This window comes from Chitinophaga sancti, from assembly GCF_034424315.1.
Lineage (GTDB): Bacteria > Bacteroidota > Bacteroidia > Chitinophagales > Chitinophagaceae > Chitinophaga > Chitinophaga sancti.
The window spans coordinates 3,194,852-3,216,207 of the sequence record NZ_CP139972.1 but is presented as its reverse complement, the minus strand read 5'-3'; the positions used below and the strand labels follow the sequence as shown (position 1 = coordinate 3,216,207).

Genomic DNA, 21,356 nt, shown 5'->3' with positions numbered 1-21,356 from the left:
AATAAGGCTTGATAATCCAATGTTCGTGTTAATGTTAATTTTAATATTTTCTTAACTTTAACAGACTTTAACGACGAAAAATACTATCTTAGCAAAACCTAACTTATTGTATGACAGAATTATTGTTGCTTTTTTGTGCTTATCTGATCGGGTCCATACCAACCGCGGTATGGGTGAGTAAAGGCGTATTTGGTATGGACATCCGGGAATACGGCAGTGGCAATGCCGGTGCAACGAATACTTTCCGTGTGCTGGGTCCAAAAGCCGGGTCATTTGTGATGCTCGTGGATATGATTAAAGGAGTAATGGCAGTACGTCTGGCTTTACTGGTAGGTTATTATCAGAATCCTGATCACCTGACACAGCTGGTAAACCTGCAGATCGGTCTGGGTCTGGCAGCTGTAGTAGGTCATATCTTCCCTATCTGGGCAGGTTTCCGTGGCGGTAAGGGGATCGCTACCCTGTTCGGGCTGGTACTCGCTATTCAGCCACTGGTAGCTATCTGCTGCGTGGGTGTATTCCTGTTGATCCTGTTCCTGACCAGGTATGTATCATTAAGCTCCATCATTGCAAGTATAGCTTTTCCGATCCTGATCCTGTTCATCTTCAATGAACCTGAGAAGTTCTATCGCATCTTTGCAATCGCAGTAGCACTGATGGTCGTATTAACCCATCAGAAGAATATCTTCCGCTTACTGAATGGTAACGAAAGCAAGGTGCCTTTGTTCAGGCACAGAGACAGGAAGTAATCCTGTTTTATTCTGGCATATCTCTTGCACTATATCGCGAATTATTTATTCTATTTTAATAATATTTGATCATGATTATTACGAACTTCGTAATAGTCATGATCAAATCCGTTTATAGACTGTAGCATTCAAAGGGGGCGCCCCCCCATAAAAATCAAATTTGTATCAGATGCAAAAAAAATTCCTGTTTCTTGGAGTGAGTGTAGCAATGATGATGAGCTGTGCGAGTGTACCTATCACTGGTCGCAGGCAGTTAAACCTGATTCCTGAAAGCACCATGCAGTCCATGGCGCTGACAGAGTATAAGACCTTTTTGACGGAAAACAAAACCGTTACCACTGCCGGCAACAAGGATGCTGACATGGTAAAGAGAGTGGGTGCACGTATCAGCGCTGCCGTAACCCAGTACATGACCCAGAATAACATGGGGAATGAAGTAGCGAGTTATAAATGGGAATTCAACCTGGTGGATAATAAAGAGGTGAATGCATGGTGTATGCCGGGTGGTAAAGTAGTGGTGTATACCGGCCTGTTGCCGGTAACACAGAACGAAACTTCACTGGCTTGTGTAATGGGGCATGAAATTGCGCACGCGATTGCAAGACATGGTAATGAGCGTATGAGCCAGCAGCTGGTATCACAGGGCATTGAAATTGCTGGATCTGTTGCGCTGAACAAGAATCCACAGGCACAAAATATCTTCCTGCAGTCTTTTGGTGTAGGCGGTAACTTAGGTCTGCTGGCGTTTTCAAGGCAGAATGAGCTGGAAGCAGATCACCTGGGTGTGATCTTTATGGCAATGGCCGGGTACAATCCACAGGAAGCAATTCCTTTCTGGCAAAGAATGGCAGCGGCAAGTGCAAGCAGCAGCAAGCCAATGGAGCTGATGAGTACACACCCGAGCGATGAGCGTAGAATTGCGCAGTTGCAGAACCTGATGCCGGAGGCAATGAAGTATTATAAACCAGTAAAATAAAATGAATAGAAAGGGGGCCTGCATTCAGCAGGCCCCCTTTCTGTTCCCGGTTTGCTGGTGGATGTCTTTTGTTATCCATCACCAGGCCGATTTTTTATGCATTAATTTCCATTACCTTCTTATTCTTCTGCGCCTTCATCTTCTCCGGCACATGTGCCAGGATCTCCTTCTTAAACGCTGCAATTAACGCCTGTTTTACAAAGAACCGATGTGTTACCAGGCTAATCTCCCTTACCGGCTCCGGCGACTTAAAAAACCGTACCATATTCATCTGCCTTGCAGACAGATCCTGCAATGACAACTCCGGCAAAATTGTGTATCCCGCATTCAGATCCACCATTCTTTTCAGTGTTTCCACGCTCCCCGTATTGTACTCCAGGTTTTTGTATTCCCCCATCGTAAACTTATCCCGGCAGATATTCAATACCTGGTTCCGCATACAATGCCCTTCATTCAGCAACCATACTTCCCGCACATCAATATCTTCCGGTTTTACTACCTTCTTCTCAAACAGCGGATTTGTTTTCGCAGCATATACCACAAAAGATTCATAGAACAATGGTTGCTCCTCCAGGTTAGGATTCTCCAGCGGCGTGGCCAGCAGGCCACAATCCAGTTGTTCCAGCTTTAACTGCTGTACTATTTGCTCTGTAGGGTACTCCCATATCTCCAGTTTTACTTTGGGATATTTCTTCATGAAACCAGTGAGGATACGGGGCAGGAGGTAAGGGGCCAGTGTAGGAATAATGCCTACACGAAGATTACCCTGTACTTCTTTTTTATGTCCGGATACAATCTCTTTGATACGACTGTTTTCTTTCAGTATAATGCGGGATTGCTCGACTATCTCTACACCAATCTCGGTAGGTACTACCGGTAGCTTACTCCTGTCAAAGATTTTCACTCCTAATTCATCCTCCAGCTTCTGGATCTGCATACTCAGCGTAGGCTGCGTTACAAAGCATTTTTCTGCGGCGAGGACAAAACTGCGGTAGGTGTCTACGGCTACGATATATTCAAGTTGAACGGTAGTCATAAGCAAAAGTAACCATAAAAAAACTCCCCGGAAATAATTCCCGGGGAGCGTGTAAGTAATTTATAAAGCTGGCCGCAGGCCAATGCCTTAGAATATTCTGTAACGATACTTGATCTTATCGGTATTGTTATACAGTTCCTTGATGTTGATAGAAGCCTGAATTTCTTTCACTGCTTCATCCTTCAGGTTGCGGAACTCAGATTGTTTCGCATCGATGGTTGACTTATCAGCCAGGCCATTATCCTGTGCAATCTTCAGTGCACTTGCTACCTTACCATAGTAAGAATCCAGCAGTGTAAAGTATTCATTGTACAGGTTCTCGAAGCGTTTAGTCTGCATCACCAGGTCTTCCAGCTGGTTGTTCACTTCTTTCAGATTTGGATTCTCGCGCAGCAGTGCTTCGTAATCTACTTTCTTGCCTTTGGTATATTTGTTTTCCAGGTCATCAAAGAACAATACTACTTTCTCTTTCTTGAAGTCAAAGAAGAAATCGTTCAGTGTTTCACCCAGTGATTTGTTACCACGCTGTGGCAGGGTGAACTTCAATGCACTGGCTGTGAACATGATGTGATCATAGAGGTTGTCGTGCAGCAGGTTGAGCTGGTCTTTGTTGAAGTTCAGCCCATATTCAAACTTGTTGTTTGCATCGTTCAGCGCAGTATAATACACTACATATTTGTTCAGTTCCTTTTCGAAATCTTTCAGTGTTTGCTGGTTGATCTCTTTGTTGTTGATGCTCACACTGTGCAGGAAGTTCATCACAGAGTTAGCGATAGCCAGGGGAGGAGTCAGCGATGTAAAGCTCTGGAAGATAGGACTTGCGATGATAGACTTGGTCGATTCTACGATCTTGTTACTCTTGTCATCGTTTTTGTCTTTCTTACCTTTCAGCACTACTTTCTCCACCAGTTCAACGATACGATCACTCAGAGAGAAACCCAGTTCTTTACTTTCAGGGTTGTTCAGTGAGGTGATGAAAACATCGAGATTATTGGTCGTCGTACGAGACTTCAGGTCAATAATTTTTTTGTTCAGCAGGTAGTAGGTTTCGCTGGCATATACAATGTTGTTTCTGATCAGCTGGTACTTAGTAATGTTATCGATTTCCCGGCCTTGCAGCAATCCCTGTATGGCGCTTGAATTTGTTTGATCGCTTGCCTGGATTTTTTGTAATTCTTCCATTATTCTTCGAATGGTAGTGTCCTGGCTCCTAACTTGTGGCATTACCACATTCTTTAATTCAGCGTTAGGATCTGTAGGTTGTTGTGCCAGGGCGATTTGGGTGCCGGCAAGACAGATCAATAAAAGTGTCAGATATCTCATAGAATTAAAATGCATGATATTGGCCTGATTTGATTTTCAAATTGTTCACTGTCAGGTACAATCTCCTCCTAAGGTTATAAAATCAATAACCAGCAGTTGAGACCTGTAAGTGAATTAGCATGCTTTAATGAGCATTTTGGAACTATATCAATCTAAATGTTAAGAAAATATGGTGCCAAAATACATTTTGGCACAAAGATAACAATTTATACTAAGTTGAAATTGTCAGTCTTTCAACTACTTTATTACCTTTGCCGCAACTTTATCCACTTTCATGCTGAATAATAAAAAGATAGTGGTGGTATTGCCTGCCTACAATGCCGCATTAACACTGGAAAAAACTTATCAGGAAATACCATTTGATATAGTGGATGAGGTAGTACTGGTCGATGATGCCAGTAAAGACGAGACTGTTGCTGTCGGAAAGGCACTGGGTATCCGCCATATCATCCGCCATGATAACAACAAAGGTTATGGCGGGAACCAGAAATCATGTTATAACAAAGCCCTGGAATTAGGTGCGGATATTGTAATCATGTTACATCCTGATTACCAATACACTCCAAAGCTAATTATTGCCATGAGCTCCATTATTGCGAATGATGTTTACCCGGTAGTACTGGGATCCAGGATCCTGGGTAAAGGAGCCTTAAAGGGTGGGATGCCGCTCTATAAGTATTTCTTTAACCGCTTCCTGACCCTGTTCCAGAACCTGCTCATGAACGAAAAGCTGAGTGAATACCACACCGGTTATCGTGCATTTTCAGCAACAGTACTCAGGAATATCAACTATATGGCTGACAACGATGATTTTATCTTCGATAATGAGATGTTGTCACAGGTCTTTATGAAAGGATACGAAATAGGGGAGGTGACCTGTCCTACCAAGTATTTTGATGAAGCATCCAGTATTAACTTTAAAAGAAGTGCGATCTACGGATTAGGGGTTTTGCGTGTATCATTGCAACACTGCTTCCATAAAATGGGGCTGATCCGGGCGAAAATTTATTAATCTGATGAATGTACAGTGGCAACTTGCTAAAAAATACCTGAATTATTATTTCACAGCCGGTAACCGGCATGATGTACACTCCCCGTTTGTGTATTCATTGATCGAAGATGTATTGAGGGATATAAGCCAACCTGCGGATTATAAGGCAGTTGAACAACTGCGGAAGGAACTGCTCAGTAGTAATGAAACCCTGCAGGTGACTGACCTGGGAGCGGGCTCTCTCATGAATGCCGGCAATGAGCGGGCTGTGAGGGATATTACAAAGCATGCGGCCAAGCCGCCTAAATTTGGGCAGCTATTTTACCGGCTCATAAAGTATTATCAGCCAAAATATTTGCTGGAATTAGGTACTTCCATGGGATTGTCCACTTCTTATATGGCAAAGGCAGCTGCTCCCGATGCTAAGGTCTATACCATAGAAGGATGTCCGAATATTGCTGCCAAAGCAGGGCGGAATTTTCAATCACTGGGATTACAGAATGTGACCCAGCGGGTAGGGAATTTTGACCATGTACTGGCAGGTGTGCTGGATGAGTTGCCACAGGTGGATTATGTGTTTATTGATGGTAACCACCGTTCAGTACCTACGCTGGAATACTTTGAACAGTGCCTGGCTAAAGCACATGATCATTCCATCTTTATCTTTGATGATATTCACTGGACGCCGGATATGGAGCAGGCCTGGAAAACGATCCAGGATCATCCACGGGTAACTTTTACAATCGATCTGTTCTTTATCGGGCTGGTGTTTTTCCTGCCGGATATGAAAATAAAACAGCATTTCGTGTTGAAATATTAAGAGATAGGGGGTCACTTGATCCCCTATTTAGTATAACCCCGATACATGGTCAAAGGCCTGTCATGTGGTGAATCAATTATTTCTTTTAAGTATTCCGCTAGCAGGATGTAAGATATTGAAAGCCTTTAGAGGCATGCCATTCCACTTCATATGTCTCAATAGCCGATAATTTTATAAGGCAGTTTTATATGTAGAATTTAAAAATTTGTTTTCACACACAGGAACTTCCTATTTTACGACCTTAATGTTCCACCCATGATGAAAACATGTTTTACCCTGTTGTTATGCCTGCTCATCTCTCTCGCCAAGGCACAGACATCCGATTACAGCAAATACAGTTACGAAGAATACATCCATAATGGTGATACGCTTCGCTATCGTATGCTGACACCTTTACACTACGATATCCATAAAAAATATCCCCTCATCGTATTTCTCCATGGTTCAGGTGAACGTGGGCGCGACAACGCTGCACAACTCACACACGGAGGTGCATTGTTCCTGCAGGATACTATCCGCGAAAAATACCCTGCATTCGTGATCTTCCCGCAGCTGCCTTACGACTCTACCTGGGGGCCTATCACGCGAACTGAATCAGGACGTATGTTCCCGCCCGATGCGCCGCCTACTGTTCCGGGAAGATTAGTAGGAGAGCTGGTAGACAGTTTAAACAAAACAGGAAAGATCGAAACGAAGAAAGTATATATCGGAGGCTTATCGCTGGGAGGTATGGGTACATTCGATTTACTGGCCCGTTACCCACAAAAGTGGGCTGCAGGTTTTCCGATCTGTGGGGCAGGTGCCGTGGAAAACGCAAAGAAATTCAAAGCCATTCCTGTCTGGATATTCCATGGTGGTGCGGATCCTGTAGTACCTGTACAGGGATCAAGGGATTATTACGAGGCATTGAAAAAACTAAAAGCAGAAGTAAAATATTCAGAATACCCGGGTGTAGGACACAACAGCTGGGATAATGCTTTTGCAGAACCGGATTTGGTACCCTGGCTACTCTCACACAAGCGTAAATAAAAAATAAACGCCCCGACTTGACCGGGGCGTTTTTCCACTCTGCACAGGATTTGAATTGTTAACTATTTGAGAGACTCAATTGCGCTTTTTGCAGCTGCAATTGTTGCGTCCAGGTCTTCGATTGTCAAAGCATTACTTACGAACCAGCTTTCAAATGCAGAAGGTGGCAGATAAATACCTTTTTCTAACATTGAATGGAAGAATCGTCTGAATAATTCGTTGTTTGCGCCGGAGGCTGCGTCAAAATCAATAATAGGATATTCTGCGAAATGCACACTCAGCATTGAGCCAATGCTATTTACCTGATGAACGATGCCAGCCGCATTTAATACTGATTGTAAACCACCTGAGAGGTATGCTGTTTTTTCTGCCAGTTGCCGGTAGATGTCAGGATTGTCGTTTAACGTCTGCAATAGTGTATAACCAGCTATCATGGCTATAGGATTGCCGCTCAATGTTCCTGCCTGGTAGACTTTACCAGCAGGTGCTACATTTTCCATGATTTCCTTACGTCCGGCGAAGGCTCCTACAGGCATCCCTGCGCCAATTATCTTGCCAAAGGTAACCAAATCTGCTTTAATATTGAACAGTTCCTGCACACCTCCTCTGGCCAAACGGAAACCTGTCATCACCTCGTCAAAAATGAGCAGTATATTGTGTTCATCACAGATGTAACGGAGCCCATCCAAAAACCCTTGCTGGGGAAGGATACAGCCCATGTTGCCCGCTACCGGTTCTACGATTATCGCGGCTATCTGGTCAGGATATTCCTTCACTAAATTTTCCACAGCCGGTAAATTATTGTAAGGAACGGTCAACGTATCTTCTGCAACAGTTTGCGTAACGCCCGGCACAGATTGTATCCCTAAGGTAGCCACCCCGCTGCCTGCATTTACGAGAAATGCATCGGCATGACCGTGGTAGTTACCTGTGAATTTGATGAACTTATTGCGGCCGGTATAACCCCTTGCCACGCGCATAGCACTCATACAGGCTTCTGTACCTGAGTTGACCATACGCACCATATCAATGTTGGGTACCATGCTCACGATCAGCTCCGCAATCTTAGTCTCCAGTTCTGTCGGCGCACCGAAAGAAGTGGAATAGCCGGCATATTCCTTAATGGCGTCGATCACTGGTTCATAAGCATGACCCAGGATCATCGGACCCCATGAATTGATATAATCAATGTATCTGTTGCCATCTACATCGTAAAGGTATGCCCCCTTAGCGCTCTTCATAAAAAGAGGTGTACCACCTACTCCTTTGAAGGCGCGTACAGGAGAATTCACACCACCGGGAATGACATTTTTAGCTTGTTCGAAAAGTTTCTTGCTTTGCTCGTACATGGTAGTTAAAGCTGTTTATTGTAATAATTTAGCTGCGTCTTTCGCAAAATAAGTAGCTATCAGGCTCGCTCCTGCACGTTTAATGCTGGTCAGCGTTTCGAGGATAGTCTTGTTTTCATCCAGCCATCCTTTTTGTGCTGCCGCCTTGATCATCGCGTATTCTCCGCTCACATGGTAAGCACTGATGGGCACATGTACATTATCTTTCAGTAGCCGGATAATATCCAGGTAAGCCAATGCCGGTTTTACCATTACAATATCCGCGCCTTGTTCTATATCCTGCTGCGTTTCCAGGATGGCTTCTGTGGAGTTCGCATAATCCATCTGGTAAGTTTTCTTATCACCAAAACCTGGTGCAGAATCCAGCGCATCGCGGAAGGGGCCATAGAAACAGGATGCGTACTTGGCACTATATGCCATGATGCCTGTATTCACAAAACCATTTTCTTCCAGGATATTGCGGATAGCCAGGATGCGGCCGTCCATCATATCACTTGGTGCTACGAAATCAGCACCTGCCTGTGCATGGCTCAGGCTCATGCGGGTCAGCACTTCTACTGTTGCATCGTTTACAATCTGCTCACCTTCCACAATGCCATCATGGCCATGGATAGAATAAGGATCCAGTGCAACATCCGTCATTACTACCATACCCGGTACAGCAGCCTTGATGGCTTTGATACTGCGCTGCATCAGTCCATCAGGATTTACAGCTTCAGTACCTTTATTATCTTTCAGGTTATCAGGAACCATTACGAACAGCAATACACTCTTCACACCCAGGCTCCACAGCTCCTTTACTTCAGTCACAATCAGATCCAGTGAATACCGGAAATACCCCGGCATGGAAATGATCTCTTCTTTCACGTTATTTCCCTCTACTATGAATAAGGGGGCAATGAAATCGCTCGGCCTTAAAATCGTTTCCGCAACCATAGCACGTATGGCGGGATTAGCTCTCAGAATTCTGTTACGGCGAATCATAATATCTCTGTTTTTTGTGTTAGCAATTTAGGCCCATTCACGGGGTTGCAGGTACTCCACCATTTTGGCTTCAGGACTACCTGGTTCCGGGTGATAATCGTATTCCCAGCGGGCCCTGGGTGGTAAGCTCATTAAGATAGATTCAATTCTGCCATTGGTTTTGAGGCCGAATAAGGTACCCCTGTCATGGATCAGGTTGAATTCTACATAACGACCTCTCCTGTATTCCTGCCAGTCTTTATTGGCAGTGGTGTAAGGTAAGTCTTTTGTTTTTTCTACGATCGGCAGGTAAGCAGTGATGAATGCTTCGCCGGTCGATTTGGAGAACAGATACAGGTCTTCTGCAGTTCTGTTGGCATCCGGGCGTAAATAATCGTAGAAAATACCGCCTATACCACGGGTTTCATTATTGCGATGTTTGTTCACAAAGTATTCATCGCATTGTTTTTTATAAAGCGGATACAACTCAGCACCAAAAGGATCGCAGGCATTTTTGAAAGTATGGTGAAAGTGTTTCCCATCTGCTTCATCCAGGTAATACGGTGTCAGATCTGCACCTCCACCAAACCAGCTATCTTTCACACTACCGTTCGCGTCATACAGCTCAAAGTAGCGCCAGTTAGCATGCACCGTAGGTACATAAGGATTCAGCGGATGAATCACCAGGGAGATGCCGCAGGCCATGAACTGGCCACCGTTTACACCAAACTGTTTCGCCATTACTTCCGGCAATTCACCTGAAACGACAGAAGTGTTCACACCGCCTTTTTCAAACACATGACCATCTGCAATCACGCGGGTTTTACCACCACCGCCACCGGGGCGTTCCCAGCGATCTTCGCGGAAAGTAGCCTTCCCGTCTATCTTTTCCAGCGCTGCACAGATATCGTCCTGCAGCTGATGTATAAAAGAAATGAATTTGTCTTTAACGCTCATTAGTACGCTTTTACAGTCTCAACAAATGCTTTTGCGTGGTCTACCGGAACATTTGGCAGAATACCATGTCCCAGGTTAGCAATGTGCCTGTGGCCACCAAAACTCTTCAGCATGTTCTTCACGGCTTTTTCGATTTCCGGGATGGGTGCCAGTAATTTAGCAGGATCGAAATTACCCTGCAAGGTTACGTTCGGACCAGCAAATTGCCTGGCCAGTTCAGGTTTGATACACCAGTCTATACCGAGGCCATGGGCACCGGTTGCTGCCATTTCTTCCAGGGCAAACCAGGCTCCTTTTGCAAAGAGAATGGTAGGGCATACATCTTTCATTGCAGCTACGATCTGGCGCATATATTGGAGAGAGAAAATTTCAAAGTCTTCGGGGCTCAGCATACCACCCCATGAATCAAAGATCTGTACCAGGTCAGCACCGGCTTTCACCTGTTCTTTCAGATAAATGATAGTCGTATCCGTGATCATTTGCAGCAGCTGATGGGCTACAGCAGGTTGCTGATAACAGAATTGCTTGGCACCATCGAAAGTTTTGGAACCACGGCCCTGAACCATGTAGCAGAGCAGGGTCCATGGAGCACCGGCAAAACCGATCAAAGGTACAGCACCATCCAATGCCTGTTTGGTCATGCGCAGGGCATCGAATACATAACCCAGTTTATCATTTACATCAGGCACACATACACGCTTCATGTCTTCGATCGTCCTGATAGGATCCGGTAAAACAGGGCCGGTCTTTTCGATCAGCTGTACTTCCAGGCCCATGGCCTGTGGTACTACAAGAATATCGGAAAAGATAATGGCCGCATCTACGCCCACCTGGTGTACAGGCATTACAGTGATTTCTGTAGCCAGTTCAGATTTCATACAGCGTTCAAAGAAGGAATATTTTTCCCGCAGCTTGATATAATCAGGGAGATAACGGCCGGCCTGGCGCATCATCCATACAGGTGTACGTTCCGTCTTTTCTCCGCGTAAAGCTCTCAGTAAAAGGTCATTCTTTAAAGCGTTCATTAGTCTTAATTATGAATGTTAAAATAAGTTATTGCAGTTTGTATCAGTTGAGCGGCAGATGGTTTGCCGGGATTGACAACGATAGTGCCGGTATATGTTTTCAATGCCTGTGCGGTGGTGTGGCCGATGGCAAAGCATACGGTGTGAGCTGGTTTTTTATTGGCAGCAAAGTAGCTGTGAACGCCGCTGGGGCTAAAAAAGAGAATACCATCAAAATCTGTATGCAGTGCTGTTTCCACAGCGATGGTTTCATATACCACTACTTCCTTTAATAAAATACCACGTTGTTTCAAAAGATCAGGTAATTCATCACGACGCTGGTTCCCACAAAAAAACAATACAGACGAGCGTTCAATTTTTGTTGCCAGAGCAGCTGCATCATGGGCAGTTGCCAGGATCGCGGCTTTTGGAAAGGCCTTGTTCACAGCTTCCAGCGTGGCTCCTGCCAGGCAATATATTTGTGCAGGTTGTGCAAAGTCCTGTATACTGGTCACCGCATGCGCACTGGTAAATACACAGGTCTCAACTGTTGAAAGTAGCTGAGTGATTGTTTCTTTTAATGTAGTGGTGATAACAGGCTGTATCCGGATAAATGCTTGTACAGTGATCTCAAAGCCTTGTTGGGCGGCCGATTCCAGCAATGGTGCCGGCAGATCTTTGGTACTTAATATGCGGTAATTACCTTGCATTTTTTATTTGTGCTACAATTTCATCTCCCCCGTTTTGAAGAATGGTTTTAGCAGCGTTGTTCCCGATTTCTGCAGCAGTTTCTAAAGGCGAGATGGCTGCTGTTTTGAGCAGTTTATCTCCATTCAGACTGCACAGTTCACCGTTAAAATGTACTTTACCATCTTTAATAGTGGCATGTGCACTAATCGGCGTGGTACAACCACCCATCAGTGCACGCAGGAAATCGCGTTCTATCCTGGTACAAAGAGCGGTAGGAATATCGTTTAGTGCTTCCAGTGCCTGGCGGCAGTAATCGTCATTCTCACGGCATACTGATACGACGGCTCCCTGTGCAGGCGCAGGCAGCATCCAGTCTAATTCTACAGAAGTAGCTGGTCGTACGTTGATCCTTTCCAGGCCTGCTGCTGCAAAGATGGCACCATCCCAGTTTTCATTCGCCAGTTTTTGCAGGCGTGTATTCACATTGCCACGCAGGTTATGCAGGTGATGCAGGGGAAATTTATGCAGCCATTGGGCTTTACGGCGTACGCTACTGGTAGCGATATTCGCTATATAGTCCGGCTGCTCAAGGAAAGTAGTATCAGTTTTATATACCAGCAGGTCTTTGACAGGGCCTCTTTCGAGTACTGCACCTTGTATAATACCTGTAGGTAATTGTGTAGGAACGTCTTTGAGAGAATGTACGGCGATATCTATTTTTCCATTCAGCAGTGCAATATCAAGGCTCTTGGTAAATATACCCTGTACGCCTATCTCATATAGTGGAGTGACGAGGTCTATATCGCCTTCGCTTTTTATGGGCACCAGCACAGCGGTATATCCCTGTGCTTCCAGGAGGTCTTTAACTTTATTAGCCTGCCACAGTGCGAGCTGGCTTTCCCTTGTGCCGATCTTGATTTCTTTACTCATTATGATTAATCCTGCTTAACTCCTGCCTCGAAAATATCATTGATCATGGAGATGTACTGATCACTTTTATCTGTTTCCCGGCGCACCTTTCCAGCCATCAGGTTGATCATTTTCTGGATGATACGCGACGAGACAGCTTCCATATCTTCCAGTTTATATTGTGCGCCGTTTTTCTGCTGTTGAATTTCTTTGGTGTGAATTTCCTGCAGCTTATCTTTCACGGCTTTGAGTACTACGGCATGCTTACGCATTTTGTACCAGTAGAGGAACTCATTCATATGCTCTTCGATAATGGAAAGTGCTTTTGGTACTTCCTGCTGCCGCATCTGCAATGTTTCGTCCTGTATTTTGGACAGCTCATCCACGTTTACCAGAGAGATATGAGGGTGTTCTACTACATCGGGAGCCACATTGAAAGGAATGGAGAGGTCGATAATCAGTTTCGGACCTGAGCTTTCAAAGTGTTGTTTGAGGATATTAGGTTCCGGTGCATTGGAGGCTACCAGGATAATATCGGCTCTGTTCAGTTCTTCCTTCAGGTTTTCGTAGGGGGCATAGCGAAGGCCATGTTGACTGGCAAATTCTTCGGCTACAGCGAGTGTTCTGTTTACCAGTGTCACATCTGCAACGCCCAGGTAATCCATCATATTCTTGATGGTATTCCGGCCTATTTTACCTACACCTACCAGTAGGATCTTTTTATTGAGGATGTCCGGCACCTTGTATTCCAGCATACGTACAGCCGCAAAAGCAACAGATACGGTACCGGCACTGAGTGCGGTTTCATTCTTGATTAGTTTTGATACCTGCAGCACACTGTTTACAAGTCGCTCCTGGAAACCGCCGAGGCATCCGTTGGTTTTTGCGAATCTTGTCGCGTTGCGGATCTGACCTATTATTTCATAGTCACCCAGGATCTGAGAATCGAGGCCCGTACCTACCTGGTACAGGTGCTTGATGGCCTCTTCGCCTGACTTAACGTAGGAAAGCTGGCTGAAGAGGTTGCAATCGCCTTCTGTCTGGCGACACACCATTTCTACCAGTTGTTGTGGATCTTCAGCAAAGCCATAGATCTCTGTTCTGTTACAAGTGGAGAGTACGAACACATCATCGAGGTACGCAGTTTTTGCCTGCTCGAGCAGTTGCCCGTATTGTGCCTGACTGATTGCGAACGACCCCCTTATAGCTGCATCTGTCTTTTTATAGTTGATACCAACTATATGATAATGGGCTATATCCTTTGATTGACTACCCTGCATTGTTTATTATAAGCTTCCGGTGCAAAAATACATTCATACAGTGCAACATCAGGCTTCATGCTGTCATTAGTTAGTCATTTCCACTGATGGTGATCAGTAATAGCAGAAAAATGATTTTTATCAGTTTGTTTAATAATTTTGATCAGGCGAACTTCGGTCGGTAAAAGTCGATTTTGGTTTTAAAGCTGGCCGCCCGCCAATCCCGGTTATTTTTGTGGATTTGAAATCCAAAATCGGTCACTACCCGTTATTTCAACAATTGTATGACATTAACAGGGCATCAAACCTATTACATTTGCAACAATTTTTAAAGAGACGAATGGAAGCTAAATCTGATATAGGAATTATCCTGATGAACCTTGGTTCACCGGATTCTACTGCAGTACCTGATGTGAAGCGATATTTAAATGAATTCCTGATGGACAAAAGGGTGATCGATTACCCTTACCTGTTCCGTTTATTGCTGATCAAAGGTATTATAGTACCCCGGCGCGCGCCGAAGTCCGCTGAGGCATATCAGTCTATCTGGTGGCCGGAGGGCTCGCCCCTGATCGTGTTGACAAAGCAATTGCAGAATGCAGTTACACACGACCTGGATATGCCGGTAGAAATAGCGATGCGTTATGGTAATCCCTCTCAGGAAGCGGCTTACGAAAACTTACTGAAGAAAAACCCTAACCTGAAAGAGGTGGTATTATTGCCGCTGTATCCACACTATGCTATGTCATCTTATGAAACGGCTGTGGAGCATGCGAAAAGTGTACATAAAAAGAAAAGGTATCCGTTTAAACTCACGGTAGTACCTCCTTATTATAAAGAACCTGATTACATCAATGCACTGGCAGAGAGCATGCGTCCTTATGTTTCCAAGGACTTTGATCACCTGCTGTTCAGTTATCATGGCGTACCGGAAAGGCATATACACAAAGGTGATATCACAGGCAAACATTGCCTGAAGGTAGCCGATTGTTGTCATGTAGACTCTCCTGCACATGATTTTTGTTATCGTCATCAGGTACATATTACTGCCGAACTGGTAGCAGAAAAACTGAAAATTCCACGGGAGAAGTGGAGTGTATCTTTCCAATCCAGGCTTGGAAGGGAAGAATGGCTCAAGCCTTACACTGCCACACAATTAGAAGAGTTGCCAAAGCAGGGTGTGAAGCGCCTGCTGGTAGCATGTCCGGCTTTCGTATCCGATTGCCTCGAAACGCTGGAAGAAATAGCGGTGGAAGGAAAGCATTCTTTTATCAGTAGCGGCGGAGATAGTTTCACTATGATCCCCTGTTTGAACATACACCCGCTTTGGGTGCAGGCAATCGTGAAGTGGATGGGGGCATTGCAAGCCAATAATTAATCATGGATACACATCAACCTGTTATCATTGTAGGCGCCGGCATTGCCGGGCTCACTGTCGCCTACGAGTTACAGAAAAAAGGCATTCCTTATCAGATACTGGAAGCAGGGGATAAGGCTGGTGGCGTGATCCGCTCATTGCACATCGATGGCTATGAGCTGGATGCAGGACCTAACTCTATTGGTGCTACGCCGGATACGTTGTCGTTCCTCACAGAGATCGGATTAAAAGATGTCGTGATGGAAGCCTCAGCTGCCAGCAAGAATCGTTTTCTTGTTAGAAACGGTCAGTTACATGGTATTTCGCCAAACCCGGTGAAAATTATCAGTTCGAAATATGTAAGTGGCGGAGCCAAGTGGAGATTGTTCACAGAGAGTTTCCGCAAAGCAAATAGAACGATACAGGAAGAATCTGTATCTTCTTTTGTGACCCGCCGTTTTGGTACGGAGATCATGGAATATGTATTTGAACCCGTGCTCTCAGGTATTTATGCAGGTAATCCTGAAAAATTATCGATACAGGAAGTATTGCCTATGTTGCCAAAGTGGGAGAAAACCTATGGTAGTGTGACCAAAGGGATGATGAAGAGTAAGGGCGAAATGGGCGGCCGTAAGATCGTTGCTTTCAAAGGTGGCAACCAGGTATTGCCCGAAAGACTGGTTTCATTGTTAACTACACCTGTTAAACTGGGTGTTAAAGTAACAGGTGTGACCAAAGGTGCGGCAGATTACATTGTGCAGTATGAAGAAAATGGACAAACGCAGATGCTGAATGCAAAGCAGGTGATCTTTACAACACCTTCTTATGCAACAGCGAATGCCATTACCACCCTGGATTGTGATTTGTCTGCTGCATTAAGAGACCTGCATTACCCGCATATGGGGGTATTGCACCTGGGTTTTGGAAAAGAAGCAAAGGATAAGATTCCGGAAGGTTTTGGGTTCCTGGTACCACATGCAGAGAATAAACATTTCCTTGGCGCGATTTGTAATTCCGCGGTGTTCCCATCCAGGGCGCCGGAAGGGAAGGTGTTATTTACTGTATTTGTAGGTGGTGCACAGCAGGAGTCCTTGTTTGATGAGATGGGAGCTACGCAATTGCAGCTAACTGTAGTAAAGGAGTTCATGGAACTGCTTGGCTTAACGACTCCTCCTGAATTACAGCAATTCAGTGAATGGCAGAAAGCTATCCCGCAATTGAATGTAGGATTTGCCGCGACCAGGGGGAAAATAAGAATATTTGAAAAGCAATACCCAGGCATTATAATAGCAGGGAATTATGTAACAGGTGTTTCAATTCCGGGTATTATAGCAGGTGCAAGGACAATAGCTGACCGCATTTAATATAATTTTTTCAGGCTGGCTGCAGGCCTGGCCGCTCCGCCGTTTATCTCTGATGCCGAAGACATTAGAGATAAACGGCGGCTTTATTTAAAAACAAAATGCATTTTTTTTAATGCCAAAAAGAACCGTAAATTCAGTACATAAATTCCACTGAATGATTATAGGGGTTCTAAAAGAACAGCTACCAGAAAAAAGGGTTTCTTTAGTACCGGACATAGTAAAGCAGCTGGGAAAACAGGGCGTAACTGTTTGGATAGAACCAGATGCGGGTGCCGCCGCTTTTTATGCCGATGATACCTATATAGAGGCTGGGGCCGCTGTCAGGCCCAGGACCGAAATCCTGCAACAATCTGAGCTGGTATGCAGCATCCAAATTCCGGAAGATTGGCAGTCACTCCGGGCCGGCATTATCTTAACCGGTGTATATCAACCATTACATCATCCCGGATTAATGCAGCAATGGGCTGCAAAAAATCTCACCACCTACAGCCTGGATAACATACCCCGAACCACCCGTGCACAATCGATGGATATACTGAGCTCGCAGGCCAATATTGCCGGTTATAAAGCTGTATTGGTAGCTGCCGCCTCGTATGGCCGTTATTTCCCTATGTTAATGACAGCAGCAGGGAGTATTGCACCTGCTAAGGTATTGATATTAGGTGCAGGGGTAGCCGGTTTACAGGCCATTGCTACTGCGCGCAGATTGGGAGGCGTAGTCGAAGTATTCGATACCCGCCCTGTAGTGAGAGAAGAAGTAATGAGCCTTGGTGCTAAATTCATTTCTGTAGAAGGCGCTGCCGATGCCTCGCATGCCGGTGGGTATGCCGTAGAACAATCCGCTGATTACAAACAGGAACAGGAAAAACTGATCGCCGCCAGTATCACCAAAGCAGACATCGTTATTACCACCGCACAGATTCCCGGAAAACGCGCACCACTACTTGTAAGCAGCTCTATGATCAACAGTATGCGGCCTGGAAGTGTGATCGTAGATCTTGCCGCAGCTACAGGTGGCAATACTGCATTGACACAGGACCAGCAAACCGTATTACACAATGGCATCACCATTATCGGTGACTCCAATCTCGCAGCCAGCATGCCTGCCGATGCCAGTAAACTATATGCAAAAAATGTATTTAATTTCCTGCAACTACTGATCAAAGATGGTCACTTCCTTAACAACCTGCAGGATGATATTATAAAAGGAGCCTGTATTACACACGAAGGCGCTGTGATCAGTGAAAGACTGCAGGCAGTATTAAAATAACAGCACAATGGACATCCTTTCGTTTTTTGAACAACATATGGAGATGACCTATGTGGTCATCCTCTCCGTTTTCCTGGGCATCGAAGTGATCTCCCGGGTGCCATCCGTATTGCATACGCCATTAATGAGTGGTGCCAATGCCATTCATGGTGTGGTGATAATAGGTGCTATTATCGTAATGGGAGAGGCGGAAAAAGATAACTACCTCGCGCTGATCCTGGGGTTTCTGGCAGTCATCTTAGGAACATTGAATGTAGTTGGTGGTTTTGTGGTGACAGATCGTATGCTGGAAATGTTCAAGTCGAAGAAAAATAAGTAAGCCCCTGCATCCCCAAATCATTGAAGTCAAAGAAAAATAAAAGCCCATGTTATCATTGATCTACCTGATTGGCTCTGTTACATTTATTATCGGCCTGAAAATGCTGAGCCATCCCGGCACTGCCCGCAAAGGCAACCTGATAGCAGCAGGAGGGATGTCTATCGCCATCCTGGGTACCATATTCCTGTACACCCGCAATGGTGAACACCTGCATAATTTCTGGTGGATCGCAGGGGGATTATTAATAGGTGGCGTAATCGGATTAGTATCTGCAAAAAAAGTGAAGATGACTACAATGCCCGAGATGGTGAGCCTCTTCAATGGCATGGGTGGCGCCTGTGCCGCATTGATATCGGTGGTGGAATTTGAACATGTAAACGCAGCTACAGCAAGTCTTCATTTACTCATCATCTTTGCAGGCCTCATCATCGGTAGTGTATCCTTCGCAGGCTCGGTTATTGCCTGGGGAAAACTCAATGGCAGGATCAGAGACATCGCTTTTAAAGGACAGCATATCTTCAATATTTTACTACTGGTAGTGATAGTAGCGATAGCTACATTTGTAATTGGTGTGCAACCCCTTGCAATGGTGTGGTGTATGGCGGCAGTACTATCACTCTCACTGCTATACGGTGTATTTTTTGTATTGCCAATAGGTGGTGCAGATATGCCGGTAGTGATTTCATTATTGAACTCCTTTACTGGTGTGGCAGCGGCTTGTGGTGGTTTCTTGTATGATAATCCTGTGATGTTAACCGGAGGTATTTTGGTTGGTTCTGCCGGCACGATATTGACGATATTAATGTGCAAAGCGATGAACCGGTCCCTGAAGAATGTATTGATTGGTAGCTTTGGTGGCAGCACTTCTCCTGGCAGTAATAAAGAACAAGGTGCTTACAGGGAAATCGGACTATCAGATGCTGCCGTTGTATTAGCTTATGCACATAAAGTAATGATCGTACCGGGATATGGTTTGGCAGTGGCGCAGGCGCAACATGCCTGTCATGAGCTGGAAGTATTGCTGGAACGTAAAGGTGTAGAAGTAAGATATGCCATTCACCCGGTAGCGGGTAGAATGCCCGGGCATATGAATGTGTTATTGGCAGAAGCAGATGTACGTTATGAGAAATTACTGGAAATGGAGCAGGCGAATCCGCAATTTAATAACACTGATGTCGTATTGGTATTAGGTGCCAATGATGTAGTCAATCCTGCTGCAAAAAGTGACCCTGCCTCTCCTATATATGGCATGCCTATACTGGAAGTAGAAAATGCAAAAACAGTGATTGTAAATAAAAGAAGTATGAAGCCGGGGTATGCAGGCATTGAAAATGAATTGTTTTTCAGACCCAAAACGGCTATGTTGTTCGGTGATGCGAAAGCTGTGATGCAGCAACTGATTGCTGAGATAGCACAGGTATAAAGAAAGGCGTAATTGGGTGGGATGAAAATCCGATTTTGCCGGTAGCTTTTGCTCTTTCTTCCCAAAGATGATCAGATCCGGTGCTAACTGAAGTTGAGGTATATACTTTAGCCCCCTTTACCTATATCTAACGGTTTTTCAGTATTTTGCCACAAAAATCGGGTTGGAGCTTCCAAAAAAATTTACTGATAGTTTGATTTCGCTGCCTGAAATGGATTTGGCAGCTTTTTTGCGTGTACATGCGGCAGGAGAAAAAGTAACTTCTCTGCGTATTAATCCGAACAAGATAAAGGAGCGGGACACGACAGAAAAAATACTGGGAGAACTGGCAACCAATGGGTATAGCCGTGTTCCATGGACGACTGACGGGTACTATCTGGCTGAAAGGCCATCTTTTACATTTGATCCATATTTTCACGCAGGGGCCTACTATGTGCAGGAAGCATCTTCGATGTTCCTGGAACAGGTATTACGACAGGCTTGTGACCTGGCTACTCCGCTCAAAGTGCTGGACCTCTGTGCCGCACCGGGTGGTAAGTCAACCTTGTTACAATCCCTGATCAGCCCGAATAGCCTGTTGGTATCCAATGAGGTGATCAAAACAAGGGCTGCCCTGCTGGGAGACAATATAACGAAGTGGGGAGCTGCGAATGTGGTAGTGACAAACAATGATCCGAGAGATTTTGGACGACTGCCTGGTTTCTTCGATGTGATGGTCGTTGATGCACCCTGCTCAGGCTCAGGCCTGTTTCGCAGGGAACCGGAGGCCATCAGTGAATGGTCAGAAGAAAATGTGATCCTGTGTAGTCAGCGGCAGCAGCGGATTCTGGCCGATGCATTGCCGGCGCTGAAAGAAGGAGGGATCCTGATTTACGCCACCTGTTCTTACAGTAGGGAAGAAGATGAGGAGATCATGGACTGGTTACAGGCTAATTTCGACCTTGAAAATATACCGGTGCCTTTACAACCTGACTGGCACATTGTAAAAACCGCAGCAGAGGGATATCGTTTCTATCCGGATAAGGTACAGGGAGAAGGCTTCTTTATTACCTGCTTCCGGCGGAAATCAGGAGAAGAGTATAACGCTAAGAAACAACGTGATACACTCACAGCCGTCAGCAAAAAAGACAGGGAAAAAGTTATTCCCTGGTTACAAAACAGTGATGGCATTTTCATGATGGAGCATCAGGGCGAGGTACTATTATTCCCTGAAATGATGCAATCAGCTGTCTCCGTATTGCAGCAGCACTTATATTTGCGGAAGGCAGGTGTTAAAGCTGGCCAGTTGGCCGCCAAAGAATTGATACCTGATCATCAGCTGGCCATGAGCCCACTGGTGGCAGGCAATGTGCAAAAAGTAGAATTGACCCGTGAGCAGGCCCTCAGGTATCTGAGAAAAGAAGATCCTGACGTAGCAGTAGCAATAAAAGGATGGGCCTTAATGCAATATGGAGGAATGTCGCTGGGCTGGGCGAAGGTATTGCCAAACCGTATCAACAATTATTATCCGAAGGAACTCCGTATTCTGAAAGAAATCCAGGCTTGAAATACCGTTTAGGTATCAAACC

20 protein-coding genes are annotated in these 21,356 nt (G+C 45.2%); 11 read left to right on the top strand and 9 right to left on the bottom strand.

Annotated features, from left to right (window positions below):
- Positions 1-110: 110 nt before the first annotated feature.
- Both plsY and U0033_RS12210 read left to right on the top strand, forming a co-directional pair.
- The gene (gene plsY / locus U0033_RS12215) at positions 111-749 is read left to right on the top strand and encodes a glycerol-3-phosphate 1-O-acyltransferase PlsY (RefSeq protein WP_072361227.1); all 639 of its coding nucleotides are present in this window, start codon (positions 111-113) and stop codon (positions 747-749) included.
- Positions 750-918: 169 nt separating this feature from the next.
- Complete coding sequence (locus U0033_RS12210) at positions 919-1,725, top strand: M48 family metallopeptidase (protein WP_072361230.1); 807 nt, start codon at positions 919-921, stop codon at positions 1,723-1,725.
- A gap of 94 nt (positions 1,726-1,819) precedes the next feature.
- Here the strand turns inward: U0033_RS12210 and U0033_RS12205 are convergent, their stop codons facing one another.
- Together U0033_RS12205 and U0033_RS12200 are read right to left on the bottom strand one after the other, a co-directional pair.
- Positions 1,820-2,761 (bottom strand): hydrogen peroxide-inducible genes activator, encoded by a 942-nt coding sequence (locus tag U0033_RS12205; RefSeq protein ID WP_072361233.1) that lies wholly within the window; start codon positions 2,759-2,761, stop codon positions 1,820-1,822.
- An 87-nt stretch (positions 2,762-2,848) separates the two neighbouring features.
- Entirely contained in the window at positions 2,849-4,084 is a 1,236-nt protein-coding gene (locus U0033_RS12200; RefSeq protein WP_072361236.1) for a hypothetical protein, read from the bottom strand.
- A gap of 274 nt (positions 4,085-4,358) precedes the next feature.
- Between U0033_RS12200 and U0033_RS12195 the strand changes: the two genes are divergently transcribed.
- From U0033_RS12195 to U0033_RS12185, 3 genes are all read left to right on the top strand, one after another.
- A complete protein-coding gene (locus U0033_RS12195; protein ID WP_072361239.1) occupies positions 4,359-5,096 on the top strand; it encodes a glycosyltransferase family 2 protein in 738 nt (245 codons plus the stop codon).
- A 4-nt stretch (positions 5,097-5,100) separates the two neighbouring features.
- A complete protein-coding gene (locus U0033_RS12190; RefSeq protein ID WP_072361242.1) occupies positions 5,101-5,895 on the top strand; it encodes an O-methyltransferase in 795 nt (264 codons plus the stop codon).
- A 255-nt stretch (positions 5,896-6,150) separates the two neighbouring features.
- Positions 6,151-6,924 (top strand): carboxylesterase family protein, encoded by a 774-nt coding sequence (locus U0033_RS12185; protein ID WP_083571531.1) that lies wholly within the window; start codon positions 6,151-6,153, stop codon positions 6,922-6,924.
- A gap of 62 nt (positions 6,925-6,986) precedes the next feature.
- Here U0033_RS12185 and hemL read toward each other — a convergent pair whose 3' ends face one another.
- The 7 genes from hemL to hemA are packed head-to-tail and all read right to left on the bottom strand — an operon-like array spanning position 6,987 to position 14,076.
- Positions 6,987-8,273 (bottom strand): glutamate-1-semialdehyde 2,1-aminomutase, encoded by a 1,287-nt coding sequence (gene hemL, locus U0033_RS12180; RefSeq protein ID WP_072361245.1) that lies wholly within the window; start codon positions 8,271-8,273, stop codon positions 6,987-6,989.
- 15 nt (positions 8,274-8,288) lie between these two features.
- The gene (gene hemB, locus U0033_RS12175; protein ID WP_072361248.1) at positions 8,289-9,257 is read right to left on the bottom strand and encodes a porphobilinogen synthase; all 969 of its coding nucleotides are present in this window, start codon (positions 9,255-9,257) and stop codon (positions 8,289-8,291) included.
- 27 nt (positions 9,258-9,284) lie between these two features.
- On the bottom strand, positions 9,285-10,193 hold the full coding sequence (gene hemF, locus U0033_RS12170) for an oxygen-dependent coproporphyrinogen oxidase (protein ID WP_072361251.1): 909 nt from the start codon (positions 10,191-10,193) through the stop codon (positions 9,285-9,287).
- Positions 10,193-11,218: a uroporphyrinogen decarboxylase gene (hemE, locus tag U0033_RS12165; protein ID WP_072361253.1), complete on the bottom strand. Its 1,026-nt coding sequence runs from the start codon at positions 11,216-11,218 to the stop codon at positions 10,193-10,195. Before hemE ends, hemF begins: the two co-directional genes overlap by 1 nt.
- A 5-nt stretch (positions 11,219-11,223) precedes the next feature.
- Entirely contained in the window at positions 11,224-11,907 is a 684-nt protein-coding gene (locus U0033_RS12160) for a uroporphyrinogen-III synthase (protein ID WP_072361255.1), read from the bottom strand.
- Positions 11,897-12,817 carry a hydroxymethylbilane synthase gene (gene hemC, locus U0033_RS12155; RefSeq protein ID WP_072361257.1) on the bottom strand — a complete coding sequence of 307 codons (921 nt, stop codon included), beginning with the start codon at positions 12,815-12,817 and terminating at the stop codon, positions 11,897-11,899. The genes U0033_RS12160 and hemC overlap by 11 nt, the downstream gene beginning before the upstream one ends.
- Positions 12,818-12,822: 5 nt before the next feature.
- Positions 12,823-14,076: a glutamyl-tRNA reductase gene (hemA, locus tag U0033_RS12150; protein WP_072361260.1), complete on the bottom strand. Its 1,254-nt coding sequence runs from the start codon at positions 14,074-14,076 to the stop codon at positions 12,823-12,825.
- A 319-nt stretch (positions 14,077-14,395) separates the two neighbouring features.
- On the opposite strand from hemA, the gene hemH reads away from it, so the two are divergent.
- From hemH to U0033_RS12120, 6 genes are all read left to right on the top strand, one after another.
- On the top strand, positions 14,396-15,433 hold the full coding sequence (gene hemH, locus U0033_RS12145; protein ID WP_072361263.1) for a ferrochelatase: 1,038 nt from the start codon (positions 14,396-14,398) through the stop codon (positions 15,431-15,433).
- Positions 15,434-15,435: 2 nt separating this feature from the next.
- Positions 15,436-16,776 (top strand): protoporphyrinogen oxidase, encoded by a 1,341-nt coding sequence (hemG, locus tag U0033_RS12140; RefSeq protein WP_072361265.1) that lies wholly within the window; start codon positions 15,436-15,438, stop codon positions 16,774-16,776.
- A 154-nt stretch (positions 16,777-16,930) separates the two neighbouring features.
- Positions 16,931-18,046: a Re/Si-specific NAD(P)(+) transhydrogenase subunit alpha gene (locus U0033_RS12135; RefSeq protein ID WP_072361268.1), complete on the top strand. Its 1,116-nt coding sequence runs from the start codon at positions 16,931-16,933 to the stop codon at positions 18,044-18,046.
- 7 nt (positions 18,047-18,053) lie between these two features.
- Entirely contained in the window at positions 18,054-18,365 is a 312-nt protein-coding gene (locus U0033_RS12130; RefSeq protein ID WP_072361271.1) for an NAD(P) transhydrogenase subunit alpha, read from the top strand.
- Between the two features lie 46 nt (positions 18,366-18,411).
- Entirely contained in the window at positions 18,412-19,788 is a 1,377-nt protein-coding gene (locus U0033_RS12125; protein ID WP_072361274.1) for an NAD(P)(+) transhydrogenase (Re/Si-specific) subunit beta, read from the top strand.
- Positions 19,789-19,999: 211 nt separating this feature from the next.
- A complete protein-coding gene (locus tag U0033_RS12120) occupies positions 20,000-21,334 on the top strand; it encodes a methyltransferase RsmF C-terminal domain-like protein (RefSeq protein WP_326980867.1) in 1,335 nt (444 codons plus the stop codon).
- The last annotated feature ends 22 nt before the right edge of the window (positions 21,335-21,356 follow it).